Source organism: Streptomyces sp. V4I8, from assembly GCF_041261225.1.
Classification (GTDB): Bacteria; Actinomycetota; Actinomycetes; order Streptomycetales; family Streptomycetaceae; genus Streptomyces.
This window is the reverse complement of record NZ_JBGCCN010000001.1, coordinates 5,251,691-5,276,324: the sequence shown is the minus strand read 5'-3', so window position 1 is coordinate 5,276,324 and position 24,634 is coordinate 5,251,691. Positions and strand designations below refer to the sequence as shown.

At 68.2% G+C, this 24,634-nt stretch carries 20 protein-coding genes and 2 tRNA genes; 5 read left to right on the top strand and 17 right to left on the bottom strand.

Going from position 1 to position 24,634, the window contains the following annotated elements; all coding sequences use genetic code 11:
- Nucleotides 1-16 precede the first annotated feature (16 nt).
- Nucleotides 17-730: a class E sortase gene (locus ABIE67_RS23920; protein ID WP_370260627.1), complete on the bottom strand. Its 714-nt coding sequence runs from the start codon at nt 728-730 to the stop codon at nt 17-19.
- Nucleotides 731-749: 19 nt separating this feature from the next.
- Nucleotides 750-1,526, bottom strand: coding sequence for a DUF881 domain-containing protein (locus ABIE67_RS23915; protein WP_370260623.1), 777 nt, complete (start codon nt 1,524-1,526; stop codon nt 750-752).
- 141 nt (nt 1,527-1,667) lie between these two features.
- On the opposite strand from ABIE67_RS23915, the gene crgA reads away from it, so the two are divergent.
- Entirely contained in the window at nt 1,668-1,922 is a 255-nt protein-coding gene (gene crgA, locus ABIE67_RS23910; protein WP_370260618.1) for a cell division protein CrgA, read from the top strand.
- 313 nt (nt 1,923-2,235) lie between these two features.
- On the opposite strand, the gene ABIE67_RS23905 is transcribed toward crgA, so the two are convergent.
- Both ABIE67_RS23905 and ABIE67_RS23900 read right to left on the bottom strand, forming a co-directional pair.
- On the bottom strand, nt 2,236-3,123 hold the full coding sequence (locus ABIE67_RS23905) for a rhomboid family intramembrane serine protease (protein ID WP_370260616.1): 888 nt from the start codon (nt 3,121-3,123) through the stop codon (nt 2,236-2,238).
- A 119-nt stretch (nt 3,124-3,242) separates the two neighbouring features.
- Nucleotides 3,243-3,776 carry a peptidylprolyl isomerase gene (locus ABIE67_RS23900; protein ID WP_370268850.1) on the bottom strand — a complete coding sequence of 178 codons (534 nt, stop codon included), beginning with the start codon at nt 3,774-3,776 and terminating at the stop codon, nt 3,243-3,245.
- A 326-nt stretch (nt 3,777-4,102) separates the two neighbouring features.
- On the opposite strand from ABIE67_RS23900, the gene ABIE67_RS23895 reads away from it, so the two are divergent.
- Nucleotides 4,103-4,816 carry a DUF5324 family protein gene (locus ABIE67_RS23895; protein WP_370260613.1) on the top strand — a complete coding sequence of 238 codons (714 nt, stop codon included), beginning with the start codon at nt 4,103-4,105 and terminating at the stop codon, nt 4,814-4,816.
- Between the two features lie 502 nt (nt 4,817-5,318).
- On the opposite strand, the gene ABIE67_RS23890 is transcribed toward ABIE67_RS23895, so the two are convergent.
- Nucleotides 5,319-5,391 (bottom strand) — tRNA-Ala (locus ABIE67_RS23890).
- 182 nt (nt 5,392-5,573) lie between these two features.
- On the opposite strand from ABIE67_RS23890, the gene ABIE67_RS23885 reads away from it, so the two are divergent.
- The gene (locus ABIE67_RS23885) at nt 5,574-6,122 is read left to right on the top strand and encodes a DNA-binding protein (RefSeq protein ID WP_370260609.1); all 549 of its coding nucleotides are present in this window, start codon (nt 5,574-5,576) and stop codon (nt 6,120-6,122) included.
- Between the two features lie 253 nt (nt 6,123-6,375).
- The gene (locus ABIE67_RS23880; RefSeq protein ID WP_370260604.1) at nt 6,376-8,082 is read left to right on the top strand and encodes a protein kinase; all 1,707 of its coding nucleotides are present in this window, start codon (nt 6,376-6,378) and stop codon (nt 8,080-8,082) included.
- A 25-nt stretch (nt 8,083-8,107) separates the two neighbouring features.
- Here the strand turns inward: ABIE67_RS23880 and ABIE67_RS23875 are convergent, their stop codons facing one another.
- Together ABIE67_RS23875 and ABIE67_RS23870 are read right to left on the bottom strand one after the other, a co-directional pair.
- Nucleotides 8,108-9,436, bottom strand: coding sequence for a hypothetical protein (locus ABIE67_RS23875; protein ID WP_370260600.1), 1,329 nt, complete (start codon nt 9,434-9,436; stop codon nt 8,108-8,110).
- 256 nt (nt 9,437-9,692) lie between these two features.
- Complete coding sequence (locus ABIE67_RS23870) at nt 9,693-9,821, bottom strand: DLW-39 family protein (protein WP_003999697.1); 129 nt, start codon at nt 9,819-9,821, stop codon at nt 9,693-9,695.
- Between the two features lie 337 nt (nt 9,822-10,158).
- Here ABIE67_RS23870 and ABIE67_RS23865 point away from each other — a divergent pair, with 337 nt between their 5' ends.
- Nucleotides 10,159-10,542: a DUF6344 domain-containing protein gene (locus ABIE67_RS23865; protein WP_370260594.1), complete on the top strand. Its 384-nt coding sequence runs from the start codon at nt 10,159-10,161 to the stop codon at nt 10,540-10,542.
- 114 nt (nt 10,543-10,656) lie between these two features.
- Here the strand turns inward: ABIE67_RS23865 and ABIE67_RS23860 are convergent, their stop codons facing one another.
- The 10 genes from ABIE67_RS23860 to dnaA form a co-directional block, all read right to left on the bottom strand.
- Entirely contained in the window at nt 10,657-11,400 is a 744-nt protein-coding gene (locus ABIE67_RS23860; protein WP_370260592.1) for an AAA family ATPase, read from the bottom strand.
- A gap of 78 nt (nt 11,401-11,478) precedes the next feature.
- Nucleotides 11,479-11,555, bottom strand: a tRNA-Ile gene (locus tag ABIE67_RS23855).
- A 108-nt stretch (nt 11,556-11,663) separates the two neighbouring features.
- Nucleotides 11,664-12,431, bottom strand: coding sequence for a DUF3566 domain-containing protein (locus tag ABIE67_RS23850; RefSeq protein WP_370260590.1), 768 nt, complete (start codon nt 12,429-12,431; stop codon nt 11,664-11,666).
- Nucleotides 12,432-12,449: 18 nt separating this feature from the next.
- Nucleotides 12,450-15,047: a DNA gyrase subunit A gene (gene gyrA / locus ABIE67_RS23845; protein WP_370260588.1), complete on the bottom strand. Its 2,598-nt coding sequence runs from the start codon at nt 15,045-15,047 to the stop codon at nt 12,450-12,452.
- 42 nt (nt 15,048-15,089) lie between these two features.
- Nucleotides 15,090-17,150, bottom strand: a complete 2,061-nt coding sequence (gene gyrB, locus ABIE67_RS23840) for a DNA topoisomerase (ATP-hydrolyzing) subunit B (RefSeq protein WP_370260587.1) — start codon at nt 17,148-17,150, stop codon at nt 15,090-15,092.
- Nucleotides 17,151-17,679: 529 nt separating this feature from the next.
- On the bottom strand, nt 17,680-18,243 hold the full coding sequence (locus ABIE67_RS23835; protein WP_370260586.1) for a DUF721 domain-containing protein: 564 nt from the start codon (nt 18,241-18,243) through the stop codon (nt 17,680-17,682).
- On the bottom strand, nt 18,240-19,361 hold the full coding sequence (gene recF, locus ABIE67_RS23830; protein ID WP_370260585.1) for a DNA replication/repair protein RecF: 1,122 nt from the start codon (nt 19,359-19,361) through the stop codon (nt 18,240-18,242). Before recF ends, ABIE67_RS23835 begins: the two co-directional genes overlap by 4 nt.
- 175 nt (nt 19,362-19,536) lie before the next feature.
- A complete protein-coding gene (gene gnd, locus ABIE67_RS23825; protein ID WP_370260584.1) occupies nt 19,537-20,412 on the bottom strand; it encodes a phosphogluconate dehydrogenase (NAD(+)-dependent, decarboxylating) in 876 nt (291 codons plus the stop codon).
- 204 nt (nt 20,413-20,616) lie between these two features.
- Nucleotides 20,617-21,747, bottom strand: coding sequence for a DNA polymerase III subunit beta (gene dnaN / locus ABIE67_RS23820; RefSeq protein WP_370268848.1), 1,131 nt, complete (start codon nt 21,745-21,747; stop codon nt 20,617-20,619).
- Nucleotides 21,748-22,674: 927 nt separating this feature from the next.
- Nucleotides 22,675-24,615, bottom strand: a complete 1,941-nt coding sequence (gene dnaA, locus ABIE67_RS23815; protein WP_370260583.1) for a chromosomal replication initiator protein DnaA — start codon at nt 24,613-24,615, stop codon at nt 22,675-22,677.
- Between the last annotated feature and the right edge of the window lie 19 nt (nt 24,616-24,634).

The window sequence follows — 24,634 nt, the reverse complement described above, 5'->3', positions numbered from 1 at the left end:
CCGTACAGCCAACAGACTAACGGCGCAACGCCTCCGGTTTCCCGGCCTCCACAGGCTGGGTGGAGTCCAGATGCGCCCACACGATCAGCCGGTGACTGTGCCCCCACTCCGGATCACACGTGGTCAGGGTCAGATAGCGGCCCTCACGCGTGTACCCCGACTTACGGGGCACAGCGTCGATCACCTCAATGTCCGAGGGCAGTGTTTTGTAAGGGCCTTTGTCGATCCGATACGTGAACCAGGTGGTCCCGTCCGTCAGCACCACGGCATCACCGGAGCGCAGCTTCGGAAAGTCCTTGAAGGGATCGCCGTACGTACGCCGGTGGCCGGCCACAGAGAAGTTGCCCTTCTGACCCAGCTGGGCGGTGTTCGCGTAGTGGCCGAGGCCCTTCTTCAGGGTCTGGGTGGCGGTGCCTTCGAGCACCGGCTTGTTCCACGTGAAACCAAGACGCGGGATGTACATGATCGCAAAAGGCTCGTCCGCGCTGTACGGGGCCGGCCTCGGCGGACTCGCCTGCGAACCCCCACCCAGCCCGGCCTCGCCACCGGGAGCCGCGGCCGTCGGACGCACCGCCCCCTGCGCCCACTGGTCCTGTAACCGATCGATCTGGTCGTCCATGACATGGTCGGCCTTCACTCCCGTCCAGAACAGCACATAGACGACGAACAGGACGATCATGGTGCCGACGGTGATGCACAGCTCGCTGACGGTCCTGACGACGACACGCACCGGCAGCTCCAGAAAGGGCTCACTCCACGGGCTTGGCGTACTGCAGATCCACTGTGCCCGAGTAACCCGGCAGAGTCACCGTCCCGTCCTCGGTGACTTTCCAGCCGAGCCCGTAGACATTGACGTACACCATGTAGTTCTGAATCGCCGGCGACGCAGCCAGCGCCTTCTGCATCTTCTCCGGATCCCCGACCGCCGTGATCTTGTACGGCGGCGAGTACACCCGGCCCTGGAGAATCAAGCTGTTCCCCACACAACGCACCGCACTGGTGGAGATCAGCCGCTGATCCATCACCTTGATGCCCTTGGCGCCGCTCAGCCACAACGCGTTCACCACGGCCTGCAGGTCCTGCTGGTGGATGACCAGGTAGTCGGGCTGCGGCTCCGGATAACCGGGGAGTTTGGCAGTGGCGTCCGGCGGGGCGTCATTGAGCGTGACCGAGATCGCCTCACCCGACAGCTTCTGCGTCCCCGCGTTCCGCTCCAGCGCCGCCAGCTTCTCGTCCTCGGCCTTGGTACTGCCGTCATCACGCTCGGCCAACGCCTCCACGTCATCACGCAGAACCGCGTTCGACTCGTTCAGCTGACCGTTCTTGTGACTGCGCTCCTGGATCAGATCCGAAAGCTTCAGCAGCGAGGCATCCGTGCGGATGTTGGTGCCCTTGGCCGTGTTGAAACTGGTGAAGAAAATGAGCCCGGCGAGAGCGAAGACGGCCGCGGTGAGCACCCGCACCGGCCGGAACCGGCCGCGAACAGGACTGGATCCCGTCCCGGGGGAGTCGGCAGAATTGCTCAACGTACCCTTATCTCCTTCAGCGCCACGGAAGCACTACGCTAACGGACGCCCGGGGGAGCCATCAGAGTCCCCTTGTACGCTGCCCCGAGCCAGCCACACTTCCCTGCGCGGCCACGCAGCGCATCGACAGGAGAGACCCTCGTGCCGAAGTCACGTATCCGCAAGAAGGCCGACTACACACCGCCGCCGTCCAAGCAGGCGACCGCCATCAAGCTGAACAGCCGCGCCTGGGTCGCGCCCGTGATGCTGGCCATGTTCCTCATCGGCCTGGCCTGGATCGTCGTCTTCTACGTGACCGACGGTTCGCTGCCCATCGACGTTCTGGGCAACTGGAACATCGTGGTGGGCTTCGGCTTCATCGCCGCGGGATTCGGCGTCTCCACCCAGTGGAAGTAGCCGTCGAACGGGCGGTCACTTCGCGGTGAACGCAGCTCTGCCCAGGGCTATCCGATGAGTTATCCACAGCCTTGCAGCAATTTCCACAAGCTGACTGGGGAAAAGACGACGATCTGTGGATAACCCATCGAGCGTTGACACCGGTACGACTGTCATGCCGGTCACCCGCAGAGTTCCCGAACGCACGTACGCCCCCTGTCTGACCTGCTGAAACGCGGGCCATCGGCGGGGGCATGCCCGTTCCCACACAGTGCGCACAAGATCCACCACACACTGTGGACAACAGTGCCGCTCACGTGGATAACCGCTCGGCTCAGGTGAGCTGCAGCGTCCTCAGCACGGTCATCAGGACCACCACGGCCAGGACCAGCGCACATGCGCCGTACTGGACCAGTGCTCGGCGCTCACGCGGGGCGTGGACCATGGCGTAGCCGATGATGACGCCGGCGACGAGGCCGCCGATGTGGGCCTGCCAGGAGATGTTGAAGCCTGGGCTGAAGGTGAAGATCAGGTTGATCACCAGCAGAGCGATGATCGGCCGCATGTCGTAGTTGAGCCGCCGCATCAGGACGGCGGTGGCGCCGAACAGGCCGAAGATGGCTCCGGAGGCGCCGAGCGTCGCTGTGGTCGGGGAGGCCAGCAGATAGGCGAGGGCGCTGCCTGCCAGACCTGAGACGAAGTAGACCGTGAGGTAGCGGGCGCGGCCGAGGGCTGCTTCCAGGGGGCCGCCGAGCCACCACAAGCTGAGCATGTTGAAGCCGAGGTGCCACGGCTGCTCGTGCGTGAACATCGAGGTCACCAGGCGCCACCACTCGCCTTCTGCGACGCCCTGGGTGGGGGTGAACGGGGCGGTTGGCCAGGTGCCGATGAGGACGAGGTCGCTCAGGAGCGCGTCGCTGGTCCGGACGGCGATGAAGACGGCGAGGTTGATCCCGATGAGGATCTTGGTGAGGAGGCGGGGGTCGGCGGTGATGGTGCCGCCGGCGATGGTGCGGGGGCGGGAGGCGTCGGGGGCGTGTCCGGTGCCGGAGCCGTTACGGACGCAGTCGGGGCATTGGAAGCCGACGGAGGCGCTGACCATGCATTCGGGGCAGATCGGGCGCTCGCAGCGGGTGCAGCGGATGCCGGTTTCGCGGTCCGGGTGGCGGTAGCAGACGGGCAGGCTCTGGGCGTCCTGCGGGCTGTCTGCCTGCTGGTCCATGAGGTCCCCTAGGTCGTCGTACGCGATGCGCGGTACAGCACATCGCCCCGCTCATCCTTACGGACGAGCGGGGCGTTTGGTTCCCTGCGGGAGGTGTCGGACTCTGGTGCGTGTGGGTCTCAGCCCTCGCGGGTCTCGACGACGACCGATTCGATGACGATGTCGCTGAGCGGGCGGTCGGTGCGGGGGTTGGTCTGGGCGGTCGCGATGGCGTCCACGACCTTCTGGCTGGCCGGGTCGGTGACCTCGCCGAAGATAGTGTGCTTGCGGTTCAGCCAGGTGGTCGGGGAGACGGTGATGAAGAACTGTGAGCCGTTGGTGCCCGGGCCGGCGTTGGCCATGGCGAGCAGGTAGGGCTTGTCGAAGCGGAGGTCGGGGTGGAACTCGTCCTGGAACTGGTAGCCGGGGCCGCCGGTGCCGTTGCCGAGGGGGTCGCCGCCCTGGATCATGAAGCCGCTGATGACGCGGTGGAAGACCGTGCCGTCGTAGAGCTTGGCCGTGGACTTCTCGCCGGTGGTGGGGTTGGTCCACTCACGCTCGCCCTGGGCGAGTTCGACGAAGTTCTTGACCGTGATCGGCGTGTGGTTCGGGAAGAGCCGGACCTCGATGTCGCCGTGGTTGGTCTTCAGGGTGGCGTAGAGCTGCTCGGCCACGATCTGCCTTCCGTTGTCTTCCTGTGACTCCCCGATCCTCGCACGGGCGGCGGCGTCCGTCGCCCGGCGCTCGTTCACCCGCACGCAACCGGGCCGATTGCTTGCAGAAAAACCATCGAGTCGGTCCGTGGCGGGGGCGCGACGGGGAGAACCGTGGCATTGTCGACGACAAGCCACCGTTGCCCCGCATTGGTCCGTTATTGCACTTGATCAAGCAGATCGGCACCCATATGCCCGCCCTCACATGCCGCATAGCGTTCCGACAGGCATGATCCGTAAAAGGGTGGAAAGTCGAATTACCGTACGCCACCGAGGAGGAGGAACCCGTGACCCGCATCGACAGCGTGCGCGCCGCGACCGGCTCGGCGAAGGACAGCGTGCTGCACGCCGCGGAAGTGGTGGCGCCCTACGCCGACACCGCCAAGGACAGGGCCACGCACTACGCACACGAGGCACGCGTACGGCTCGCGCCGAAGGTGACGCAGGCCACCGAGCAGGCCCGCGCGCAGGCTCTTATGCAGTACGGCACGTATGTCGCGCCGCGCCTGGAGCAGGCCCGTGCACATGTGCCGCCGAAGGTCGACAGCGCCGCTCATGAGGCTGCCGTCCGCACACGCAACGCTGCCCGACAGGCCGCCGACTACTCCCGGCCGAGGCTGGAGCAGGCGGTGGCCGTGGCCGGGCCCGTCAGGGACGAGGCCACCGCGCGTGGTGTTGCCGCTATGGCTGCGCTGCGCGGTCAGGTCTCGCCCAAGGAGATCCAGAAACTGGTCCGTAAGCATCAGCGGCGCGCCAAGGCCGGCCGTGCGGTGAAGGTGCTGGCGGTGCTCGGTGCCCTTGCGGGCGGTGCGTTCGCCGCTTGGAGGTGGTGGGACAAGCAGGCCAATCCTGACTGGCTGGTCGAGCCTCCCGCCGCGACAGAGGTCCCCGAGTCGGGCCATCTCACGTCGGTGGACGGTAGCGGTCAGTCCGCTCTCGACCCTGAGGTTCAGGCGAAGGAAGCCGAGGAGGAGGCCGCCCGGCGCGACGAGGGCCGGTGATGTGAGGGCCGGTGATGTGAGGGCCAGTGACGGGCCTGCGCATCGAACTGCGCTGTGGGGCGGGAGACTTGAGGGTCTCCCGCCCCACAGCGATGTTTCACGTGGAACACGGGCCGCGTTTCTCGTGGGACGCCGGTGACCGGACGGTCTGCCTGGGTGCTGCGCCACGCGTGTTTACGCACTCTCCCCTCGATGACGTTTGCAACGCCCTGGATGTACAAGTCCCGCACGGGTTTCCTTAACGGACCGCATCTTTCTGATTACTCGATCACGGTCAAGCCAGCTCACGCCGGGCCTCCCTGGCGTGCGGGCCACGTCAGCGCCACGTCCGCCCCCTGCGCGACCACCCTCCAGGTCCGCCCACCATGCTCATTTGCGCAAATATCCGCAACGCCACCCGCACCCATCGCGTGACGCACGTCACTCGATGGGTGGCGTCCGTCGGCGTCCGGGCATGCAAAGACCGGCCAGAGGCCGCGAGGCGTCTGACCGGTCCGAGGTGTGGAGCCTAGGGGAGTCGAACCCCTGACATCTGCCATGCAAAGACAGCGCTCTACCAACTGAGCTAAGGCCCCGGAAGAGGGACGTCCGACCGGAAGAACCACGTACCGGCGGGCGCCGCAGACCAGAGTACCGGGTCGCCCCCCGTATCTCGCAAAAAGATTGGGGGTCCCGATGAACGACCACTCTCCGTAAGATGCTCGGCGTGGTTCGCTACAGCGAACCACAGTTTTAGGGGAAGCGATGGGGAGACGCAATGGACGCCGCACAGCAGGAAGCCACCGCAAGAGCGCGGGATCTGCAGCGGAACTGGTACGGGGAGCCGCTGGGGACACTCTTCCGTAAGCTCATCGACGATCTTGGTCTCAACCAGGCTCGTCTCGCGGGGGTGCTGGGACTGTCCGCACCGATGCTGTCGCAGCTGATGAGCGGTCAGCGGGCGAAGATCGGCAATCCCGCCGTGGTCCAGCGGGTGCAGCTGCTGCAGGACCTGGCGGGGCAGGTCGCGGACGGCAGCGTGAGCGCGGCCGAGGCCACCGAGCGCATGGAAGAGATCAAGAAGTCGCAGGGGGGCTCGGTGCTGAGCAACACGACACAGACGACGACCAGTTCGGGCGCACCCACGGTGAAGCGGGTGGTCCGTGAGATTCAGTCGCTGCTGCGCTCGGTCGCGGCCGCGGGGGACATCATCGAGGCGGCGGACACCCTCGCCCCGAGCCATCCGGAACTGGCAGAGTTCCTCCGGGTGTACGGCGCCGGCCGCACTTCCGACGCGGTCACGCATTACCAGTCCCACCAGAGCTGACCCCGAGGCCCGGTAGCCGAAGGGGGTTCGGCAACCGGGCCGACGGCCTGCGTCCTGAGCGGCACGAGGGGTCGTGCGGCTCGTCGGCGAGGGGCACGTGGGGTCTGGCCGCGCGCGGGCGATCACGACGGGCACGACGGGGGCGTGTCCGTCACCGTGGACGACGCGAACGCGGTTCAGCGAGGGGGAGTCGTATCGCTCGTCGAGGGGGAAGCAAGGGGGGTAGCCGAAGGGGGAGGAGCGACGCACAGCCATGGGTGAGGTCTTCGCCGGCCGGTACGAACTGGTCGACCCGATCGGGCGCGGCGGTGTGGGTGCCGTCTGGCGTGCCTGGGACCACCGCAGGCGCCGGTATGTGGCGGCCAAGGTGCTCCAGCAGAGCGACGCGCACTCGCTGCTGCGGTTCGTGCGCGAGCAGGCTCTCCGGATCGATCACCCCCATGTGCTCGCGCCCGCCAGTTGGGCCGCCGACGACGACAAGGTCCTGTTCACCATGGATCTGGTGGCCGGCGGTTCGCTGGTCCATCTCGTGGGGGACTACGGCCCCTTGCCGCCCTCCTTCGTGTGCACGCTTCTCGATCAGCTCCTCGCCGGGCTGGCCGCGGTGCACGCGGAGGGCGTCGTCCACCGCGACATCAAGCCCGCCAATCTGCTCCTCGAAGCCACCGGCATGGGGCGCCCGCGGCTGCGCCTGTCCGACTTCGGCATCGCCATGCGGCTGGGTGAGCCCCGCCTGACCGAGACCAACCTCGTGGTGGGGACGCCGGGCTATCTCGCGCCCGAGCAACTCATGGGCGCGGAACCGGACTTCCCCGCCGACCTGTTCGCCGTCGGGCTCGTCGCCCTTTATCTCCTGGAGGGCGCCAAGCCAGACGTCAAGGCACTCGTCCAGTACTTCGCCGACCACGGAACTCCGGGTGCGCCCACGGGCATTCCCGAGCCGCTGTGGCAGGTCGTGGCCTCGCTGCTGCAGCCGGATCCGCACGCGCGGTTCCGCACGGCCACGGGGGCGCGCAAGGCCCTCGCCTCGGCCGCCGAGCTTCTGCCGGAGCCAGGTCCCGACGACGAGCTGATCGAGATCTTCGACCAAATCGGGCCTCTGCCGGCGGGGTTCGAGTCGGGCGGGCCGCTCAAGCGGGCGCCCGGGGTCGAAGGGGACACGGGTGGCTCGCGGCAGTTCGGCGCGGGCTCCGGCTCGGCGGGCTCGGTCAACTCCGGTTCTTGGTCCACTGGCAACTCTTGGTCCACTGGCAACGGGCCGATGGCGAACGGCACCGGATCCGTGGCCACCGGCACCGGCTCGGCACCGAGGGGCGCTGCGTCGAGCGACCCGCGTCAGGGCGTGGCCGGCCCGGTTCCGGGTGCCGAGGATTCGTCGGCCTCCGCGCGGTCCGGGGACAGGCACGAGCTCCCCAGCATGTCGGACACCGGCAGCTTCCATCTGCCGCCCCCGCAGGCCACCGGCTCCTCCCCTCAGACTCAAACGCCGCCGCCACCGCCGCACCCGGCACAGGTACGGCCCGAGGCACAGGCGCATGCACCGAGCCAGGCTCAGGACCAGGCACAGGGCCCGGGGCAGCCCGGCCAGGCACACCAGGCGCACCAGGTGCACCAGGACGCGCTGTATCGCTCGCCCCACACCTCCCCCTACGACACCACGCACGTCCTGTCCTCCCCTCAACCACGTACACCGCAGTACCCGACTCAGCCCCCGACGCCGGTGCAACACCAACGCGTCGATGCCTCTACTGCTTCGTACACCGCTCAGAGCCCGCAGGTTCCACCTTCGGCGCCCTCGATTCCGCAGCCGCACCGCCGCGGCGGCCACCGCGCCGCCCGGAGGGCAGCCCACGGCCTGGCACGTCGTCGGCCCGGTCCGCCCGCCAAGGTGGCGGTGCCGCTCCTGCTGCTGGCGCTGGCCTGCTACGCCGTGGGTTTCTGGGCGCTGACCCGCATCTGAACTCGCTGGCGGCCGTGCACCTTCCCTAGAGGGCTCCGGCCCTCCTGCGAGCCATCAGCGTCCACATCCCCAGCACCGCCAGCACCAGCGTCCCCGCGCCGATCCCGCTCACCGCGAGCACGGTCATCGCGGCGTCACCGCCGCGGCCGGCGCCGGCTGCCGCAGGCGCCCCCCAATCACCTGCCCCGGCCTCGATGACGCCCTGCGGCTGAGGCTCCCCCGCGTAACCGGGACCGGGCTGCGCCGCACCCTTCACTCGCACGCGCAGTGTCAACGGGAAGGGCCCGTCGCCGTACTTCTCGGCCACCTCGGCCGCGAGGTGCACGACGAGGTAGTAGGAGCCGGCGAACCGCATCGCGCTGAGCGGGGCGGGTCCGGCGTACCGGTTCTCGTATGTCACCGGCGGCAGGGGATCGAGTTCGGCTGCCTTCTGGCGGCCGTCGTAGGTGACGCCGTCGTCGTCGACGAAGCCGCGCACGGGGTTGAAGAGGGAGAGGTTCAGGGCGCCGCCCGCGTTGCCCTGACCGCTGTTCGAGCTGCCCAGTTCGGCGGTGGCGTACAGCTGGCGCCCCCAGTCGAGCGGCACCTTGTAGAAGAGCGTCCGGCCGGGCTCGACGTCGGTGCTCCAGACGCCGTTCCCGATGGTTTCCGCCGAGGCGAAGCCGGAGCCGCCCTCGCGGTGGGTGGCGTCACCGGTGAGGGGTGCCGGTGAGGCGGAATCCCAGGCCTCGGGCGCCGCCGTCGCGCCGGTCTGTCGCCGGGGCGGCTCCGAGGCGGCGAAGAGCTCCAGGTCCCAGGCGTCGGGTGCGGAGGTTGCCGTACCGACCCGCTCGACGATCACGTAGTAGGTGCCCGCGGCCTGGCAGCGCGACCGCTTGACGGAGATCTCGCGCGCGCCCCAGGCCGCGATCGGGCGTGGAGTGTGGACGATGCCGAAGGTCTTGCTGCTGGAGGAGCAGGAGCGGCCATCGGAGTCCTCCACGGAGACCCTGATGCCGTCGCCCGGGCGGATGGTGCTGCCGACGGCGGGGACGGCGGTCACGGAGACGTACGCGTCGGAGGCGGCGTCGAGTTCGAGGCTGTAGTACGTCTTACCGTCGCTCGGCAGGGAGCTGCGGTATGTGGCGCCGGGCGTGAGGCGTGCGGCGTCCGCGGTGCCCGCCGCCCCGGGGACGGACCGGGCTTCCGGCGCGAAGGCGTAAGGGCTGGGCGTTCCGGCCGCGAGCGCCGGCCCGCCCGGCAGGGCAGCCGTCGTGCACAGCAACAGCGCCCCTACGACGGCCACGCACGCGCGTGCCGGGAGATGACCGCGCCGGACCCTCGCCCGACGCCACCGCGCCGTACGCCGCCTCATCACGCGCCACCCCTCGTCGCCGCCGGACCAATGGACCGTCGCCCATCCTGCCCAGCCCGGCCGCTCGCCACCCACGCAATCCGCACGACCGCCCGATACGCCCGGCTCTACGGCCTGCGAGCCGCTCCCGCAACTCGAAGCCACGACGCTCCGCGGCCCCGATCACGCATGGGTGCCGGGCGCAGGCGCGCCCCGGGCACACAAAACCCCGACCGCTGGGCGGCCGGGGTCTGCTTCAGAATCCGATGTGGTGACTTCACGAACCCGTGGGCACGGAGTCAGTCGCCTCCGTCCACAGATCCTGCTCGGCGCGATCCGCCTGGATCTGGCGGTACACGAGGAGCCCGCCGATGGCGGCCAGTGCGACCAGGAGAAGCTTCTTCACCGCGCGACCTCGTCTTTCCTTGACGTAGGGGACCTCTGGCGCCCGACTATACACACCGACCGATACCGATCGGTGACCTGCGTGGGCGCTCAACTTCCGTCCGGAACACCGCAGTAGAAGCGGATGGCATCGCTCCGATCGGAGGGTGATCACACCCCGACGGACGGTGACTTCGCTCCCCTTCCTCCACCTTTCCGCACTCTTCGAGTTTCTTGCACCCATTCGAGTGGTGTTCATCTGAAGATCGCCGCGTCATGGGCGTCGGTCCATGACTTCTCAGTCCCCATACACATCATGAGGAAAGTACGCAAATCGCCCAACCCGAAAGTGAGGGGCCATGACCCGAAACACGGTCATGAAGCTGTGGACCACCATCGTCACCGCTTTTCTCGCGCTGTTCACGGCGCTCGGCTTCGTCTCGACCTCTTCCGCCGCGCCCGTGCCGCACACCGAGACGTCCCGCAAGAGCGCCAGCGGCGACAAGGACCGCGGTGCGGAGCTGACGGTGCCGGCGATGCCCCAATGGGCCTGGTCCTATGCGAGGGCCCTGCCTCCCACGATGAAGCAGCGCATCCGGGCCGAGGCCCACGGCAAGACCCCCAGCTGCCGACACCGCCCCCTCACGGACACGGAAGCGGACGCAGCCACCTCCGGCCCGACGACCCGGGAGTGCGCCCACGCCGGCTCCTCGGGACAGCCACTCGTCCCGCACCAGCGTTGAACCGACGGCTCGTCCCTGAGCCGTCACCCCTTATCCCAACGCGCAACGCCTGTTCCCTTGCAGACCGCTCCGCTCTTGCAGCACCGCTCCTGACGACGGCCCCCATGGCGTGCTTCATTCCGCTTCGACGATGTGCCGGAGATAGGCCCACGGATCGTTGAGGTAACGCCGCCAGTGGTCGACGATTTCCAGTTCCCGCCAGCCGGCGGGACGCATTCCGTGGTCGCCCACCTCGATGATCTCGGCGCCGGGCAGCGCCGTCAGCACGGGTGAGTGCGTGGCGCAGATGATCTGCGCACCGGAACGCCCCAGTTCATGCAGATGCCCGACGAGTTGAAGACAGGAAGCGAAGGACAGCGCGGCCTCGGGCTCGTCCAAGACGTACAGCCCAGGCTCCTGAAACCGCTCGCGGAAGGCCATCAGAAAGCCCTCGCCGTGGCTCATCTCGTCCGCGGCCCCGGACAGCCTTCCCGTCTCCTGTTCCCGGCCCAGCGCGTCCAGCGCCGTCTCCGCCCGCAGAAAGAAGCCTCTGCGGCGCGTCCGAGGCCCGCGCAGCATACGACGCCCGGCCGCCGTCGCCTCGAACCGTATCCGCCCGCCCAGCGCCGACGGCTCACGCCGGCTCGCGTACTTGTAGCCCGCGGATCCGCCCCAGGGGTCCAGGCCGAACCCCTCCGCCAGCGCCTCGACGAGGGTCGACTTCCCCGAGCCGTTCTCCCCCACCAGGAACGTCACCGGCGCCGTGAACGTCAGGCCGTCGTCCAGCAGCTGCCGCACGCACGGCACGGACCACGGCCACTGGCCGCCATCCTCCCGCTCGGCCTCGGCGACATGCGCGTATGCCCGTTCGACGATCATTGCGCCAGGCTCTCATCCGGCACTGACAATCGGGCATGCAAAAGACCCCCGGCCCGGATGGCCTGGGGGTCTTTTCGCTGGTGGGGCTAACAGGATTTGAACCTGTGGCCTCATCCTTATCAGGGATGCGCTCTAACCAACTGAGCTATAGCCCCGCCGCGCTGTGCGGTGTGTCCCGCGCGCTGACTCCTGAAGATTAGCGCACGACCGGGGCAGTCCCAAAATCGGTTGTCGGGGGACAGTCAGCCGCGGTCAGCGGCAGATCACTCGTCCTCGGCCAGCGTCAGCTCGACCCCGCCCACGAAGCCGGCGGAGAGGTTGTAGATGAACGCGCCGAGGGTCGCCAGCGCCGTCGCGAGGACGACGTCGATGACCGCGATGATCGACGTGAACATCAGCACGTGCGGCAGCGACAGGAAGGACTGCAGGTCGAAGCCGTTCGACTCGTTCGAACCGGTCGCTTCGGAGATCGTTCCGCCGACCGTCGAGAAGACGCCCATCGCGTCCATGACCATCCAGAGCACCGCGGCCGCGACGATCGTGCAGATGCCCAGCGCGATGGAGAGCAGGAAGCTGACCTTCATCACCGACCACGGGTCAGCCTTGGCCACGCGCAGGCGCGCCTTACGGGTGCGGGGCGTCGTGCTCGCGCCTGTGCGCGTCCGACGTACCGCGCTCGCCGGAGCGGGCGTCTGGTAGGCCTGCGGCGGGTGGTAGGGCCCGGCGGGCTGCTGCGCCTGCCGTTCCCCGGGCAGCGGCGACGCGGACGGCGCGGAGACCGCCGGCTGCGCCCCTGCGGGCGCCGGCTGCGGCTGGGGCTGGGCGCCTCGGGTGTCCGTCACGGTTCCCCCCTGGGATCCAGGTGCGCCCGACGAGGGCGAGTCCTTCGCGGGCGACTTGATCGCCTTCAGCTGGGTGGTGTGCGTGTCCGTCGCACGCGCGGCGGAGCCACGGCCGCCGCCGTCCGTCTCCTTACCGGCCGTAGAACCGGTCGAGGTCCCGGACGATCCGGCGCCCGTGGCTCCGCTCACGATGACTCACTCCTCGTGCTACTCGGCCGAGGGTGCCTCACCCTCGTCCGTGCCGATGGTCTCGACGGCACCTTCGGCGGTCTCGTCGACGGCCACGTCGCCGTCGACCTCCTCCGCCTCACGTCCCGCCTCGGCGTTACGTGCGATACCGACGACGGCATCGCGCTTGCCCAGGTTGATCAGTTGGACGCCCATGGTGTCACGGCCCGTCTCCCTGACCTCGTTGACTCGCGTGCGAATCACACCGCCGCCCAGCGTGATGGCGAGGATCTCGTCGGTCTCCTCGACCACCAGCGCACCGACGAGCGAGCCGCGGTCCTCGACGATCTTGGCGGCCTTGATGCCGAGGCCACCGCGACCCTGGACGCGGTACTCGTCGACGGGGGTCCGCTTCGCGTACCCACCGTCGGTGGCAGTGAACACGAACGTACCGGTTCGAACAACATTCATCGAGAGCAGCTCGTCTCCCTCGCGGAAGCTCATGCCCTTGACACCGGAGGTGGCGCGGCCCATGGGACGCAGTGACTCGTCCGTGGCCGTGAACCTGATCGACTGTGCCTTCTTGCTGATCAGAAGCAGATCATCGTCGGCCGAGACGAGTTCAGCGCCGATCAGTTCGTCGTCGGAACCGTCCTCGCGCTCACGCAAGTTGATCGCGATCACGCCGCCGGAGCGGGGCGAATCGTAATCCTTCAGCGGCGTCTTCTTCACAAGTCCGCCCTTCGTGGCGAGCACCAGGTACGGCACCGCCTCGTAGTCGCGGATCGCGAGGATCTCGGCGATCGCCTCGTCCGGCTGGAAGGCGAGCAGGTTCGCCACGTGCTGGCCGCGCGCGTCACGGCCGGCATCCGGCAGCTCGTACGCCTTGGCCCGGTACACGCGGCCCTTGTTGGTGAAGAACAGCAGCCAGTGGTGCGTCGTCGAGACGAAGAAGTGGTCGACGATGTCGTCTTCCTTCAGCTTCGTGCCGCGTACGCCCTTGCCGCCGCGCTTCTGCGCGCGGTAGTCGACGGTCTTGGTGCGCTTGACGTAGCCGCTGCGCGAGACCGTGACGACGATGTCCTCCTCGGCGATCAGGTCCTCGATGGACATGTCACCGTCGTAGGGCACCAGCATGGTCTTGCGGTCGTCGCCGTACTTCTCGACGATCGCGGCGAGTTCCGCGCTGACGATGCCGCGCTGGCGGACCGGCGAGGCGAGGATCTCGTTGTACTCGGTGATCTTCGCCTGGAGTTCGTCGTGCTCCTGGATGATCTTCTGGCGCTCCAGGGCGGCCAGCCGGCGCAGCTGCATCTCGAGGATGGCGTTGGCCTGGATCTCGTCGATCTCCAGGAGCTCCATCAGGCCCCCGCGCGCGATCTCGACGGTGTCACTGCGCCGGATCAGCGCGATGACCTCGTCGATGGCGTCCAGGGCCTTCAGCAGGCCGCGCAGGATGTGCGCCCGCTCCTCGGCCTTGCGCAGACGGAACTTCGTACGGCGGACGATGACCTCGATCTGGTGCGTCACCCAGTGCCGGATGAACGCGTCCAGGGAGAGGGTGCGCGGGACGCCGTCGACGAGCGCCAGCATGTTGGCGCCGAAGTTCGTCTGCAGGTCCGTGTGCTTGTAGAGGTTGTTGAGTACGACCTTGGCGACCGCGTCCCTCTTGAGCACGATGACGAGACGCTGACCGGTACGGGAGCTGGTCTCGTCCCGGACGTCCGCGATGCCGCCGATCTTGCCGTCCTTCACCAGGTCGGCGATTTTCTGCGCGAGGTTGTCGGGGTTGACCTGGTAGGGCAGCTCCGTGACCACCAGGCACTGGCGGTTCTGGATCTCCTCGACCTCGACGACCGCGCGCATGGTGATGGAGCCGCGGCCGGTCCGGTAGGCCTCTTCGATGCCCTTACGGCCGACGACGAGCGCTCCGGTCGGGAAGTCGGGGCCCTTGATGCGCTCGATGAGGGCGTCGAGCAGCTCCTCGTGCGAGGCCTCCGGGTTCTCCAGGTACCACTGGGCACCGGCCGCGACCTCGCGCAGGTTGTGCGGCGGGATGTTGGTCGCCATGCCGACCGCGATACCGGCCGAACCGTTGATCAGCAGGTTCGGGAAGCGGGCCGGCAGGACGGTCGGCTCCTGGGAGCGGCCGTCGTAGTTGTCCGTGAAGTCGACGGTCTCCTCGTCGATGTCACGGACCATCTCCATCGACAGCGGCGCCATCTTGCACTCGGTGTACCGCATGGCCGCCGCCGGGTCGTTGCCCGGAGAGCCGAAGTTGCCGTTGGAGTCCACCAGCGGCATCCGCATCGACCACGGCTGCGCGAGGCGGACCAGGGCGTCGTAGATCGAGGAGTCGCCGTGGGGGTGGTAGTTACCCATGACGTCGCCGACCACGCGCGCGCACTTGTAGAAGCCGCGCTCGGGGCGGTAACCGCCGTCGTACATGGCGTACAGGACACGGCGGTGGACGGGCTTGAGGCCGTCGCGGACGTCCGGCAGCGCACGCGAGACGATGACGGACATCGCGTAGTCGAGGTACGAGCGCTGCATCTCCGTCTCGAGCCCGACGGGCTCGACACGCTGGGCGATGTCGCCGCCCTCGTCAGGCGTGACGGGAGTGTTCTCGTCGGTCATTGCTGGTGAAGATCCTTCCTGATGCGGTCAGCTGAGACCGACTCAGATGTCGAGGAAGCGGACGTCCTTGGCGTTGCGCTGGATGAACTGGCGGCGGGCCTCGACGTCCTCGCCCATGAGGACCGAGAACAGGTCGTCGGCCTGGGCGGCGTCGTCGAGGGTGACCTGGCCCAGGACGCGGTGCTCCTGGTCCATGGTCGTGATGCGCAGCTCCTCGGCGTTCATCTCACCGAGACCCTTGAAGCGCTGGATCGAGTCCTCGCGCACACGCTTGCCGCGCTGGCGGCCCATCTCGAGCAGCGCGTCGCGCTCGCGGTCGGAGTACGCGTACTCGACCTCGTCCCGGCCCCACTTGATCTTGTAGAGCGGGGGGCGGGACAGGAACACGTGCCCGGCCTCGACCAGCGGCCGCATGAAGCGGAACAGGAAGGTCAGCAGCAAGGTGTTGATGTGCTGGCCGTCGACGTCGGCGTCCGCCATCAGGATGATCTTGTGATAGCGCAGCTTCTCGATGTCGAAGTCCTCGTGGACTCCGGTACCGAAGGCCGAGATCAGCGCCTGGATCTCCTGGTTCTGCAGGATCTTGTCGATGCGCGCCTTCTCGACGTTGAGGATCTTGCCTCGGATCGGGAGGATCGCCTGGTACTCGGGGTTGCGGCCGGACTTGGCCGAGCCGCCGGCGGAGTCACCCTCGACGATGAAGATCTCGCACTTGATGGGGTCGTTCGACTGGCAGTCGGAGAGCTTGCCCGGCAGGGACGCGGTCTCCAGCAGGCCCTTACGACGCGTCAGGTCACGGGCCTTGCGGGCCGCCACGCGCGCGGTGGCCGCCTGGATACCCTTGCGGATGATGTCCGCCGCCTCGTTCGGGTTGCGGTCCAGCCAGTCGGCCAGGTGCTCGTAGACGACCTTCTGGACGAAGGTCTTCACCTCGGTGTTGCCCAGCTTGGTCTTGGTCTGGCCCTCGAACTGCGGCTCGCTCAGCTTCACCGAGATGATCGCGGTCAGACCCTCGCGGATGTCGTCACCCGTGAGGTTGTCGTCCTTCTCGCGCAGCAGCTTCTTGTCGCGCGCGTACTTGTTGATCAGCGAGGTGAGCGCCGCGCGGAAGCCCTCTTCGTGCGTACCGCCCTCGTGGGTGTGGATGATGTTGGCGAAGGAGTACACACCCTCGGTGTAGCTGCTGTTCCACTGCATCGCGACCTCGAGGGACAGGAGCTTCTCCTTGTCCTCCGCCTCCAGGTCGATCACGGTGGGGTGCACCACGTCTCCCTTACGGGAGTTGAGGTACTTCACGAAGTCGACGATGCCGCCCTCGTAGTGGTAGTCGACCGACCTGACCTCGGCCTTCTCGTCGGCGCCCGCCTCGTCCGCCCCCGACGTCGCCTTGGCCGACTCGCGCTCGTCGGTGAGTTTGATCCTCAAACCCTTGTTGAGGAACGCCATCTCCTGGAAGCGCCGCGAGAGCGTCTCGAAGGAGTAGTCGGTGGTCTCGAAGATGTCCGGGTCGGCCCAGAAGGTGACCGAGGTGCCGTGCTCCTCGGTGGCCTCGTGCTTGGCGAGCGGGGCGGTCGGGACGCCGAGCTTGTAGTCCTGCGTCCAGCGGTAGCCGTCGGTCTTGACCTCGACGGCGACCTTCGTCGACAGGGCGTTCACCACGGACACGCCGACGCCGTGCAGACCGCCGGAGACCGCGTAGCCGCCGCCGCCGAACTTGCCGCCCGCGTGCAGCACGGTCAGCACGACCTCGACGGCCGGCTTGCCCTCGGACGGCACGATGCCCACCGGGATGCCACGGCCGTTGTCCACGACCCGAACACCGCCGTCGGCGAGGATCGTCACGTCGATCCTGTCCGCGTGCCCGGCCAGCGCCTCGTCGACGGAGTTGTCGACGACCTCCTGCACCAGGTGGTGGAGTCCGCGCTCACCGGTCGAGCCGATGTACATACCGGGTCGCTTGCGGACCGCGTCCAGACCCTCGAGGACGGTGATGGCGCTGGCGTCGTACGAGGCGGTGACCTCGCCGTTCGACGAGGTCACCGCGCCGTTGGCGCCGGCGTCGGTGGACGGGATGTTCTCGTTGGGGTTGCCGGAATCGGCCACGAAGCGCCCTTTCTGGCACAGCACGAGCCAAGCTCGTCGGCGGGTTGCCGGAGCGGCTGCGGCATGTTGCGTTGGTAAGCCTTGATCAGCGTTGCTCAGCGTGTCCCGGACGGTCCCCACGATTGGGGCGGGATTGGCCTCCAGTCTACCGGTAGCGCCGACAGTGATGGGGGTTTGCCGGTACCTGAGTCCGCATGTGCCGCCCTGAACCCGGCTCGCCCGACTCCCGATATACGGATGGGGGCTCCAAGAGGCTCACGGAGCCACTCAGCGCTTCCGGCCGTCAACCCTTGGCTACTTAGGAGTCAGGTCTCGATTCGCCACCGCGTGCGGTGGTACGACGAAGAGCTCACCGACGGCACCTCCGGGACCGCCGACAACTGTTGATGTGATGTCGGTCACCTGTGACTTACGGGGTCTTGGGGACTGCTGTGACGGCGGCCCTGTGACCGCTGTCACGGCGGCCCGCCCGCACGGCCCACCCTGCACGGACAGGCCGATCACCCCTCACCGGGACACCTGCCATCCGTCACCCGTAGGTGTCGCCGGGCCCCGTGCTGCCAGGCGCACGCAGAGGGCCGTAACGGCGAGCAGGGCCACCAGGACCCTGCACCTTGATCTGCCGCACCGCCCCATGGCCGAGGTCCTCGTTGAGACGGGCGACCAGAGTCGGGGCGAGCAGCCGCAGGTTCGTCGCCCAGGCCGTCGAGTCACAGCGCACGACGAGGACCCGCTCGTCCTCGTCGTACTTCTCCGGCACACAGTGCTTGGCGACGTCCTCGCCGACGATCTGCGGCCAGCGGCCCATCACACCGCCCACCGCGGCCGGGGTCTCCCAACCCCGCTCGGTGATCAAGCGGTTAATGGCGGAGCCGAGCGCCATCGGGTCACGGCCATCCGCGCGCGCGCCGGAACGCAGCCCCCCGCGCCGCGCCTGCTTCTTCTGCTGCGCGGCGTCCCCACGCGCGCGTGCCTGCTCCTTGGCCGCCCTCAGCGCCACGCGCGCGAGATCGACTCCGGAAGGCTCGGGAGCCTTCTTGGGGGTGTCCTCGGACGGGATACGGGACGGGCCACTGGACGAGTTCTCGCTCATACGCGCTCCACCGTCCCGTCGGCCACCGCGTACCGCGCCCCCGTCAACACATGCGGTACGTCGTCGTCGACCGCGGCGGTCACCAGAACCTGCTCGCCGGGCGCGACCAGCTCCGCCAGACGCTCGCGGCGCCGGGTGTCCAGCTCGGCGAAGACATCGTCGAGGACCAGCACCGGTTCGTTGCCCTCGGCCCGCAGCAGGTCGTAGGAGGCCAGGCGCAGCGCCAGCGCGTAGGACCAGGACTCACCGTGCGAGGCGTACCCCTTGGCGGGCAGCTGACCGAGTTTGAGCAGCAGATCGTCCCGGTGCGGCCCCACGAGGGTGACGCCGCGCTCGATCTCCTGCTTGCGGGCCTCGGCGAGCGCCGCCATCAACTGCTCGAAGAGATCCTCTCGCGTGTGCGCCTCGCCGGGAGCCGACGGCTTGTAGTCCAGGGACACAGGGCCTCCACCGGGCGCCAGCTGCTCGTACGCCTTGTCGGCGAGCGGCTGGATCGCGGCGATCAGATCGAGGCGCTGGGCGAGCAACTCGGCGCCCGCACCCGCCAGATGCTGGTCCCAGACATCGAGGGTGGACAGGTCCATGGCACGGCCGCCGTGCCGACGGGCCAGCGCGGCCGACTTCAGGAGGGTGTTGCGCTGCTTGAGGACCCGCTCGTAGTCGGAGCGGACGCCGGCCATGCGCGGGGAACGGGCGGTGATCAGCTCGTCGAGGAAGCGGCGCCGCTCTCCGGGGTCGCCCTTGACCAGGGCGAGGTCCTCGGGCGCGAACAGGACGGTCCGCACGACGCCGAGTACGTCACGGGGCCTGACCTGCGAGGACCTGTTGATGCGGGCCCGGTTGGACTTGCCGGGGTTCAGCTCCAGCTCGACCAGCTGCTGCCGCTCGCCCTGCTTGACCTGAGCCCGGATGATCGCCCGGTCGGCGCCCATGCGGACCAGGGGCGCGTCGGAGGAGACGCGATGGCTGCCGAGGGTGGCGAGATAGCCGACGGCCTCGACGAGGTTGGTCTTGCCCTGGCCGTTGGGGCCGACGAAAGCGGTGACGCCCGGGTCGAGCGGGACTTCGACCCGGGCGTACGAGCGGAAGTCGGCCAGCGACAGATGCGTGACGTGCATGGTCGTTCGCCGACCTCCCCCAACGTGTGGTTCAGCTTTCCCCAGTTGTGGACAACCGGGTCACTCCCGAGGGTGCCAGGGTGCCACCCCCAGGGTGTGGATTACTTGTTCTCGTTTCCGCCGAGCGCTCCCGCCGCCGTTCGCGACGGTCCTGCCCGACGGTTACTTCGCTCGACTACTTCGTCTCGACCGCGTGGCCGCCGAACTGGTTCCGCAGCGCCGCGATCATCTTCATCTGCGGGGAGTCGTCCTGGCGGGACGCGAACCGCGCGAACAGCGACGCCGTGATCGCCGGGAGCGGCACCGCGTGGTCGATGGCGGCCTCCACAGTCCAGCGTCCCTCGCCGGAGTCCTGTGCATAACCCCTGAGCTTGTCCAGGTGCTCGTCCTCGTCGAGGGCGTTGACCGCGAGGTCCAGCAGCCAGGAACGGATGACCGTGCCCTCCTGCCAGGAACGGAAGACCTCCCGGACATCGGTCACGGAGTCGACCTTCTCCAGCAGCTCCCAGCCCTCGGCGTAGGCCTGCATCATCGCGTACTCGATGCCGTTGTGGACCATCTTCGCGAAGTGCCCCGCACCGACCTTGCCGGCGTGCACCGCGCCGAAGTCACCCTCCGGCTTCAGGGCGTCGAAGATCGGCTGCACCTTGGAGACGTTCTCCGCGTCACCGCCGTACATCAGCGCGTAGCCGTTCTCCAGGCCCCAGACGCCGCCGGAGACGCCGCAGTCGACGAAGCCGATGCCCTTGGCCGCCAGCTCCTCGGCGTGCCGCTCGTCGTCCGTCCAGCGGGAGTTCCCGCCGTCCACCACGACATCACCGGGCTCCAGCAGCTCGGCGAGCTGGTCGATGGTCGACTGGGTCGGGGCACCGGCCGGGACCATCACCCAGACCACGCGCGGCCCGGGAAGCTTGCCCACAAGCTCTTCCAGGCTGTGGACATCCGCGAGGTCCGCGTTGCGGTCGTATCCGACGACGGTGTGGCCCGCGCGGCGTATCCGCTCGCGCATGTTGCCGCCCATCTTGCCGAGGCCGACGAGACCGAGCTCCATCAGTTGTTCCTTAGGTTGCTGTGGCGTATGGGGCACCTGCGTACCCACGTACGAGCCTAAACCCGGACGCACGCGCACATCCGTGGGCATACGCGCTCATACGTACGCCCTCACCTGCGGCTTCGCCCGACAGATCGTCCCCAGTACCGGTGATCCACCGGTACTGGGGACGCTGTGGACAACTGCGGCGACGAGAGCAGCAGGTCAGCCGCTCAACCGCACCGGCATGATCAGGTACTTGTAGGCCTCGTCCGCCTCGGCGTCCAGCGCCGGCTTGCCGCTGAGCAGCGCGGGCTTCGTGGACGTCGTGAAGGACAGCTGGGCGACCGGGGAGTCGATGGCGCTCAGGCCGTCCAGCAGGAAGGTCGGGTTGAAGGCGATCGAGATGTCGTCGCCCTCGAGCTGGGCGTCCACCCTTTCCACAGCCTGTGCGTCATCGCTGGAACCGGCCTCCAGGATCAGCACACCCTGCTCGAAGCTGAGCCGCACCGGGGTGTTGCGCTCGGCGACCAGGGCCACACGCTTGACGGCCTCCACGAAGGGGGCGGTCTCGATCACGGCGACGCTGTTGAACTCCGTCGGGAACAGCGTGCGGTACTTCGGGAGGTCACCCTCCAGCAGACGAGTCGTCGTACGACGACCGGCGCCCTCGAAACCGATCAGGCCCTCGCCCGAACCCGAACCGGACAGCGCCAGCGTCACGCTGTCACCGCTGGTGAGCGCCTTGGCGGTGTCCAGAAGCGTCTTGGCGGGGACCAGGGCGACCGCCGAGGCCTCCGGGTTCTCCGGCTTCCACAGGAACTCGCGGACCGCGAAGCGGTAGCGGTCGGTGGACGCCAGCGTCACCGTGTCGCCCTCGATCTCGATGCGCACACCGGTCAGGACGGGCAGTGTGTCGTCACGGCCGGCCGCGATGGCGACCTGGGCGGCCGCGGACGCGAAGACCTCACCGGGGACGGTACCCGTGGCGTTCGGCATCTGCGGCAGTGCCGGGTACTCCTCCACAGGCAGGGTGTGGAGTGTGAACCGCGAGGAGCCGCAGACCACGGTCGCCCGTACACCGTCTGTGGAAATCTCCACCGGCCGGTTGGGCAGAGCGCGGCAGATGTCCGCCAGCAGGCGGCCGGAGACCAGGACCGTGCCCTCCTCGTCGACCTCGGTCTCCACGGACACACGCGCGGAGACCTCGTAGTCGAAGCTGGACAGGCTCAGCTGGCCGTCCTCGGCCTTGAGGAGGAGGCCGGCGAGGACAGGCGCCGGCGGACGGGCCGGGAGGCTGCGCGCCGCCCAGGCCACGGCCTCCGCGAGTACGTCGCGTTCCACCCGGATCTTCACTGTTGCCGCCTCCTGCTGTTGCCGGCGCTTCTCGGCCTGCCTGGCTTCGTCGTCTGTCTCGGTGTCGTCGGCCCCAGTGAGGGGAAGGACACCGGGAACAGTCTGACGCACCCCACTGACAGTAGGTGCCTCTCGGGGTCAAGTCGTGACGAGGGGCAGCCGGGAGCCGGACAGCGAGTTGTGCACAGGACCCACTTCGAAACGGATTCCCAGCTCTCTCTAGTTGGGAGTAGTAGTAGGGCCTGTGGATACCGTGGATAACCACGTTTTCCCAGCTCAGAGCGGAAATTTTGTCCACGGGCCCTGTGGGCGACGGCGGTGGACAACTCGACGTATCTGTGGAGAACAGAAAGTTCTGCACACCCCGTGCACAGCCTGAGGCGACTTCTCCCCAGCGCCGTCCCCAGCTTTACCCACCTTTCCCACAGGCCAACCCGGCACCTTCGTGTGACGCCTTTCACTCGGGCCGGTGAGGAGGCGCGTCGCGTTGCCGAACAGTGGACAGCGATGTGGAGAAGCTGGGGATTGCTGGGGACAACCGGCCGCATCCTGTGGGTTGCCGGTGGACAACTCGATGCACAGCCTGTGGATCCTTTCGCTGTCCACAGGCTGTGGAGATCGTTCGTCCACGAATCCACATGCAGTTGACCTGGCCTGATGGTCCCTCAACAGGGGCCTCTGTGGACACAGTCTGGACAACTTCCCAGTCCCCAGGGTGTGGACGCGAGAAAGTCACCGAATCTGTGGAGAGTGGCCGTAACGCGGCAGGTAATCGAACAGTCGGTGTCCGGACGTTCGGTCACGCCATGACGAGCGGCATGACGAGCGGCATGACGAAGGGCGCCCCCGGAACCTCCTCCGGGGGCGCCCTTGGCGTCGTACGACGGTTCTTGCGGCCGCTCTCCGGCCGCTCGTCGGCCGGCTCTGTCAGCCGTTCTTGATGCGGTTCGTCAGCTCGGTGACCTGGTTGTAGATGGAGCGTCGCTCGGCCATCAGATTGCGGATCTTGCGGTCGGCGTGCATCACCGTGGTGTGGTCGCGGCCGCCGAACAGCGCGCCGATCTTCGGCAGCGACAGGTCCGTCAGCTCGCGGCACAGGTACATGGCGATCTGGCGGGCCGTGACGAGCTGGCGGCCGCGCGAGCTGCCGCACAGGTCCTCGACCGTGAGGCCGAAGTAGTCGGCGGTCGCGCTCATGATGGCCGTCGAGGTGATCTCCGGCGTCGCGTCGTCGCCGCCGGGGATCAGGTCCTTGAGGACGATCTCCGTGAGGCCCAGATCCACCGGCTGCCGGTTGAGCGACGCGAAGGCCGTCACCCGGATCAGCGCGCCCTCCAGTTCGCGGATGTTGCGTGAGATGCGGGAGGCGATGAACTCCAGCACCTCCGGCGGGGCGTTGAGCTGCTCCTGTACCGCCTTCTTGCGGAGGATCGCGATCCGAGTCTCCAGCTCGGGTGGCTGGACGTCGGTGATCAGGCCCCACTCGAAACGGTTCCTCAGCCGGTCCTCCAGCGTGACCAGCTGCTTCGGCGGCCGGTCGCTGGAGAGCACGATCTGCTTGTTCGCGTTGTGGAGCGTGTTGAAGGTGTGGAAGAACTCCTCCTGCGTCGATTCCTTGTCCGCGAGGAACTGGATGTCGTCGACGAGCAGGATGTCCATCTCGCGGTAGCGCTTGCGGAAGCTGTCGCCCTTGCCGTCGCGGATGGAGTTGATGAACTCGTTGGTGAACTCCTCGGAGCTCACATATCGCACGCGGGTGCCCGGGTAGAGGCTGCGCGCGTAGTGCCCGATCGCGTGCAGCAGGTGGGTCTTGCCGAGCCCGGACTCTCCGTAGATGAAGAGGGGGTTGTACGCCTTCGCGGGCGCTTCGGCGACGGCGACCGCGGCCGCGTGCGCGAAGCGGTTGGAGGCGCCGATGACGAAGGTGTCGAAGAGGTACTTCGGGTTCAGGCGCGCGGTGGGCTCACCGGGCCCGGGCGCCGGTGCGGGCTGTGCCGCCAGCGGGCCGGGGGCGCCGGTGGTCGGCAGGTTCGAGCCGACGGGGCCGCCGCGGTGCACATGGCCGGAGCCGGACGGCGGCTCGGGCCGGTCGCGGCGGGCGTCGCGGTCGTAGTCGGAGCGTGGCTGGTCGTAGTCCGGCCGCTGCTGCTCGTACTCGGGGCGGGGCTGGTCGTAGTCGGGCCGGTGCTGGTCGTAGTCAGGGCGGTGCTGCTCGTACTCGGGGCGGTGTCCGTCGTACGAGGGCCGCTCCATCGGCTGCGGGCGGTAGTCCTGGGAGGGCGCACCGTAGGAGTCCTGTGCGTAGGAGTCCTGCGACGGTGATGCGTAGGGGCCCCGCTCCGGGAAGCCGAGTCGCTGCTGCTGCCAGCCGTAGTCGTCCTGGGTCGGGCGGGGCCAGCTGCCGGGGCCGGGCTCGGGGCGCTGGTACTCGCCGGGGTAGGCCGGGCGGGCGGTGGGCAGCGGGTCGTTGGGGACGCCGGTGCCGCGGTCGTCGGCGCGGTGGCGGCCGTAGCCCTCGTACGAGGGGAGCTCGGGCTCCTCGTAGCGTGGCTGGGGTGGGGCGGGCGGTGCCGGCGGGGCCGGGGGCTCGTTGGCGGAGTCGTCGACGGTGATCGCGATGCGGATCGGGCGGCCGCACTCGCGGCTCAGGGTCTCGCTGACGATTGGGGCCAGACGGCCCTCCAGTACGCCCTTCGCAAATTCGTTCGGTACGGCGAGCAGGGCGGTGTCGGCGACCAGCGCGAGGGGCTGGCAGCGCCGGATCCAGTGCTCGTCCTTGACCTCGACGCCCTGCCCGCGGCCCTCACCGAGAAGCTGCTCCAGTACTCGTGGCCACACTGCGGCAAGATCGGCAGGTACGTCAGCCACAGGGCACGCTCTCTCACGG

What these genes read in the sequence shown, in the direction of transcription:
- ABIE67_RS23835 (WP_370260586.1), bottom strand. Translation starts at nt 18,243, where the DNA reads ATGAGCGAGAACTCGTCCAGTGGCCCGTCCCGTATCCCGTCCGAGGAC.
- ABIE67_RS23860 (WP_370260592.1), bottom strand. Translation starts at nt 11,400, where the DNA reads ATGATCGTCGAACGGGCATACGCGCATGTCGCCGAGGCCGAGCGGGAG.
- ABIE67_RS23865 (WP_370260594.1), top strand. Translation starts at nt 10,159, where the DNA reads ATGACCCGAAACACGGTCATGAAGCTGTGGACCACCATCGTCACCGCT.
- gyrA (WP_370260588.1), bottom strand. Translation starts at nt 15,047, where the DNA reads ATGACCGACGAGAACACTCCCGTCACGCCTGACGAGGGCGGCGACATC.
- recF (WP_370260585.1), bottom strand. Translation starts at nt 19,361, where the DNA reads ATGCACGTCACGCATCTGTCGCTGGCCGACTTCCGCTCGTACGCCCGG.
- gnd (WP_370260584.1), bottom strand. Translation starts at nt 20,412, where the DNA reads ATGGAGCTCGGTCTCGTCGGCCTCGGCAAGATGGGCGGCAACATGCGC.
- ABIE67_RS23885 (WP_370260609.1), top strand. Translation starts at nt 5,574, where the DNA reads ATGGACGCCGCACAGCAGGAAGCCACCGCAAGAGCGCGGGATCTGCAG.
- ABIE67_RS23880 (WP_370260604.1), top strand. Translation starts at nt 6,376, where the DNA reads ATGGGTGAGGTCTTCGCCGGCCGGTACGAACTGGTCGACCCGATCGGG.
- ABIE67_RS23905 (WP_370260616.1), bottom strand. Translation starts at nt 3,123, where the DNA reads ATGGACCAGCAGGCAGACAGCCCGCAGGACGCCCAGAGCCTGCCCGTC.
- ABIE67_RS23875 (WP_370260600.1), bottom strand. Translation starts at nt 9,436, where the DNA reads ATGAGGCGGCGTACGGCGCGGTGGCGTCGGGCGAGGGTCCGGCGCGGT.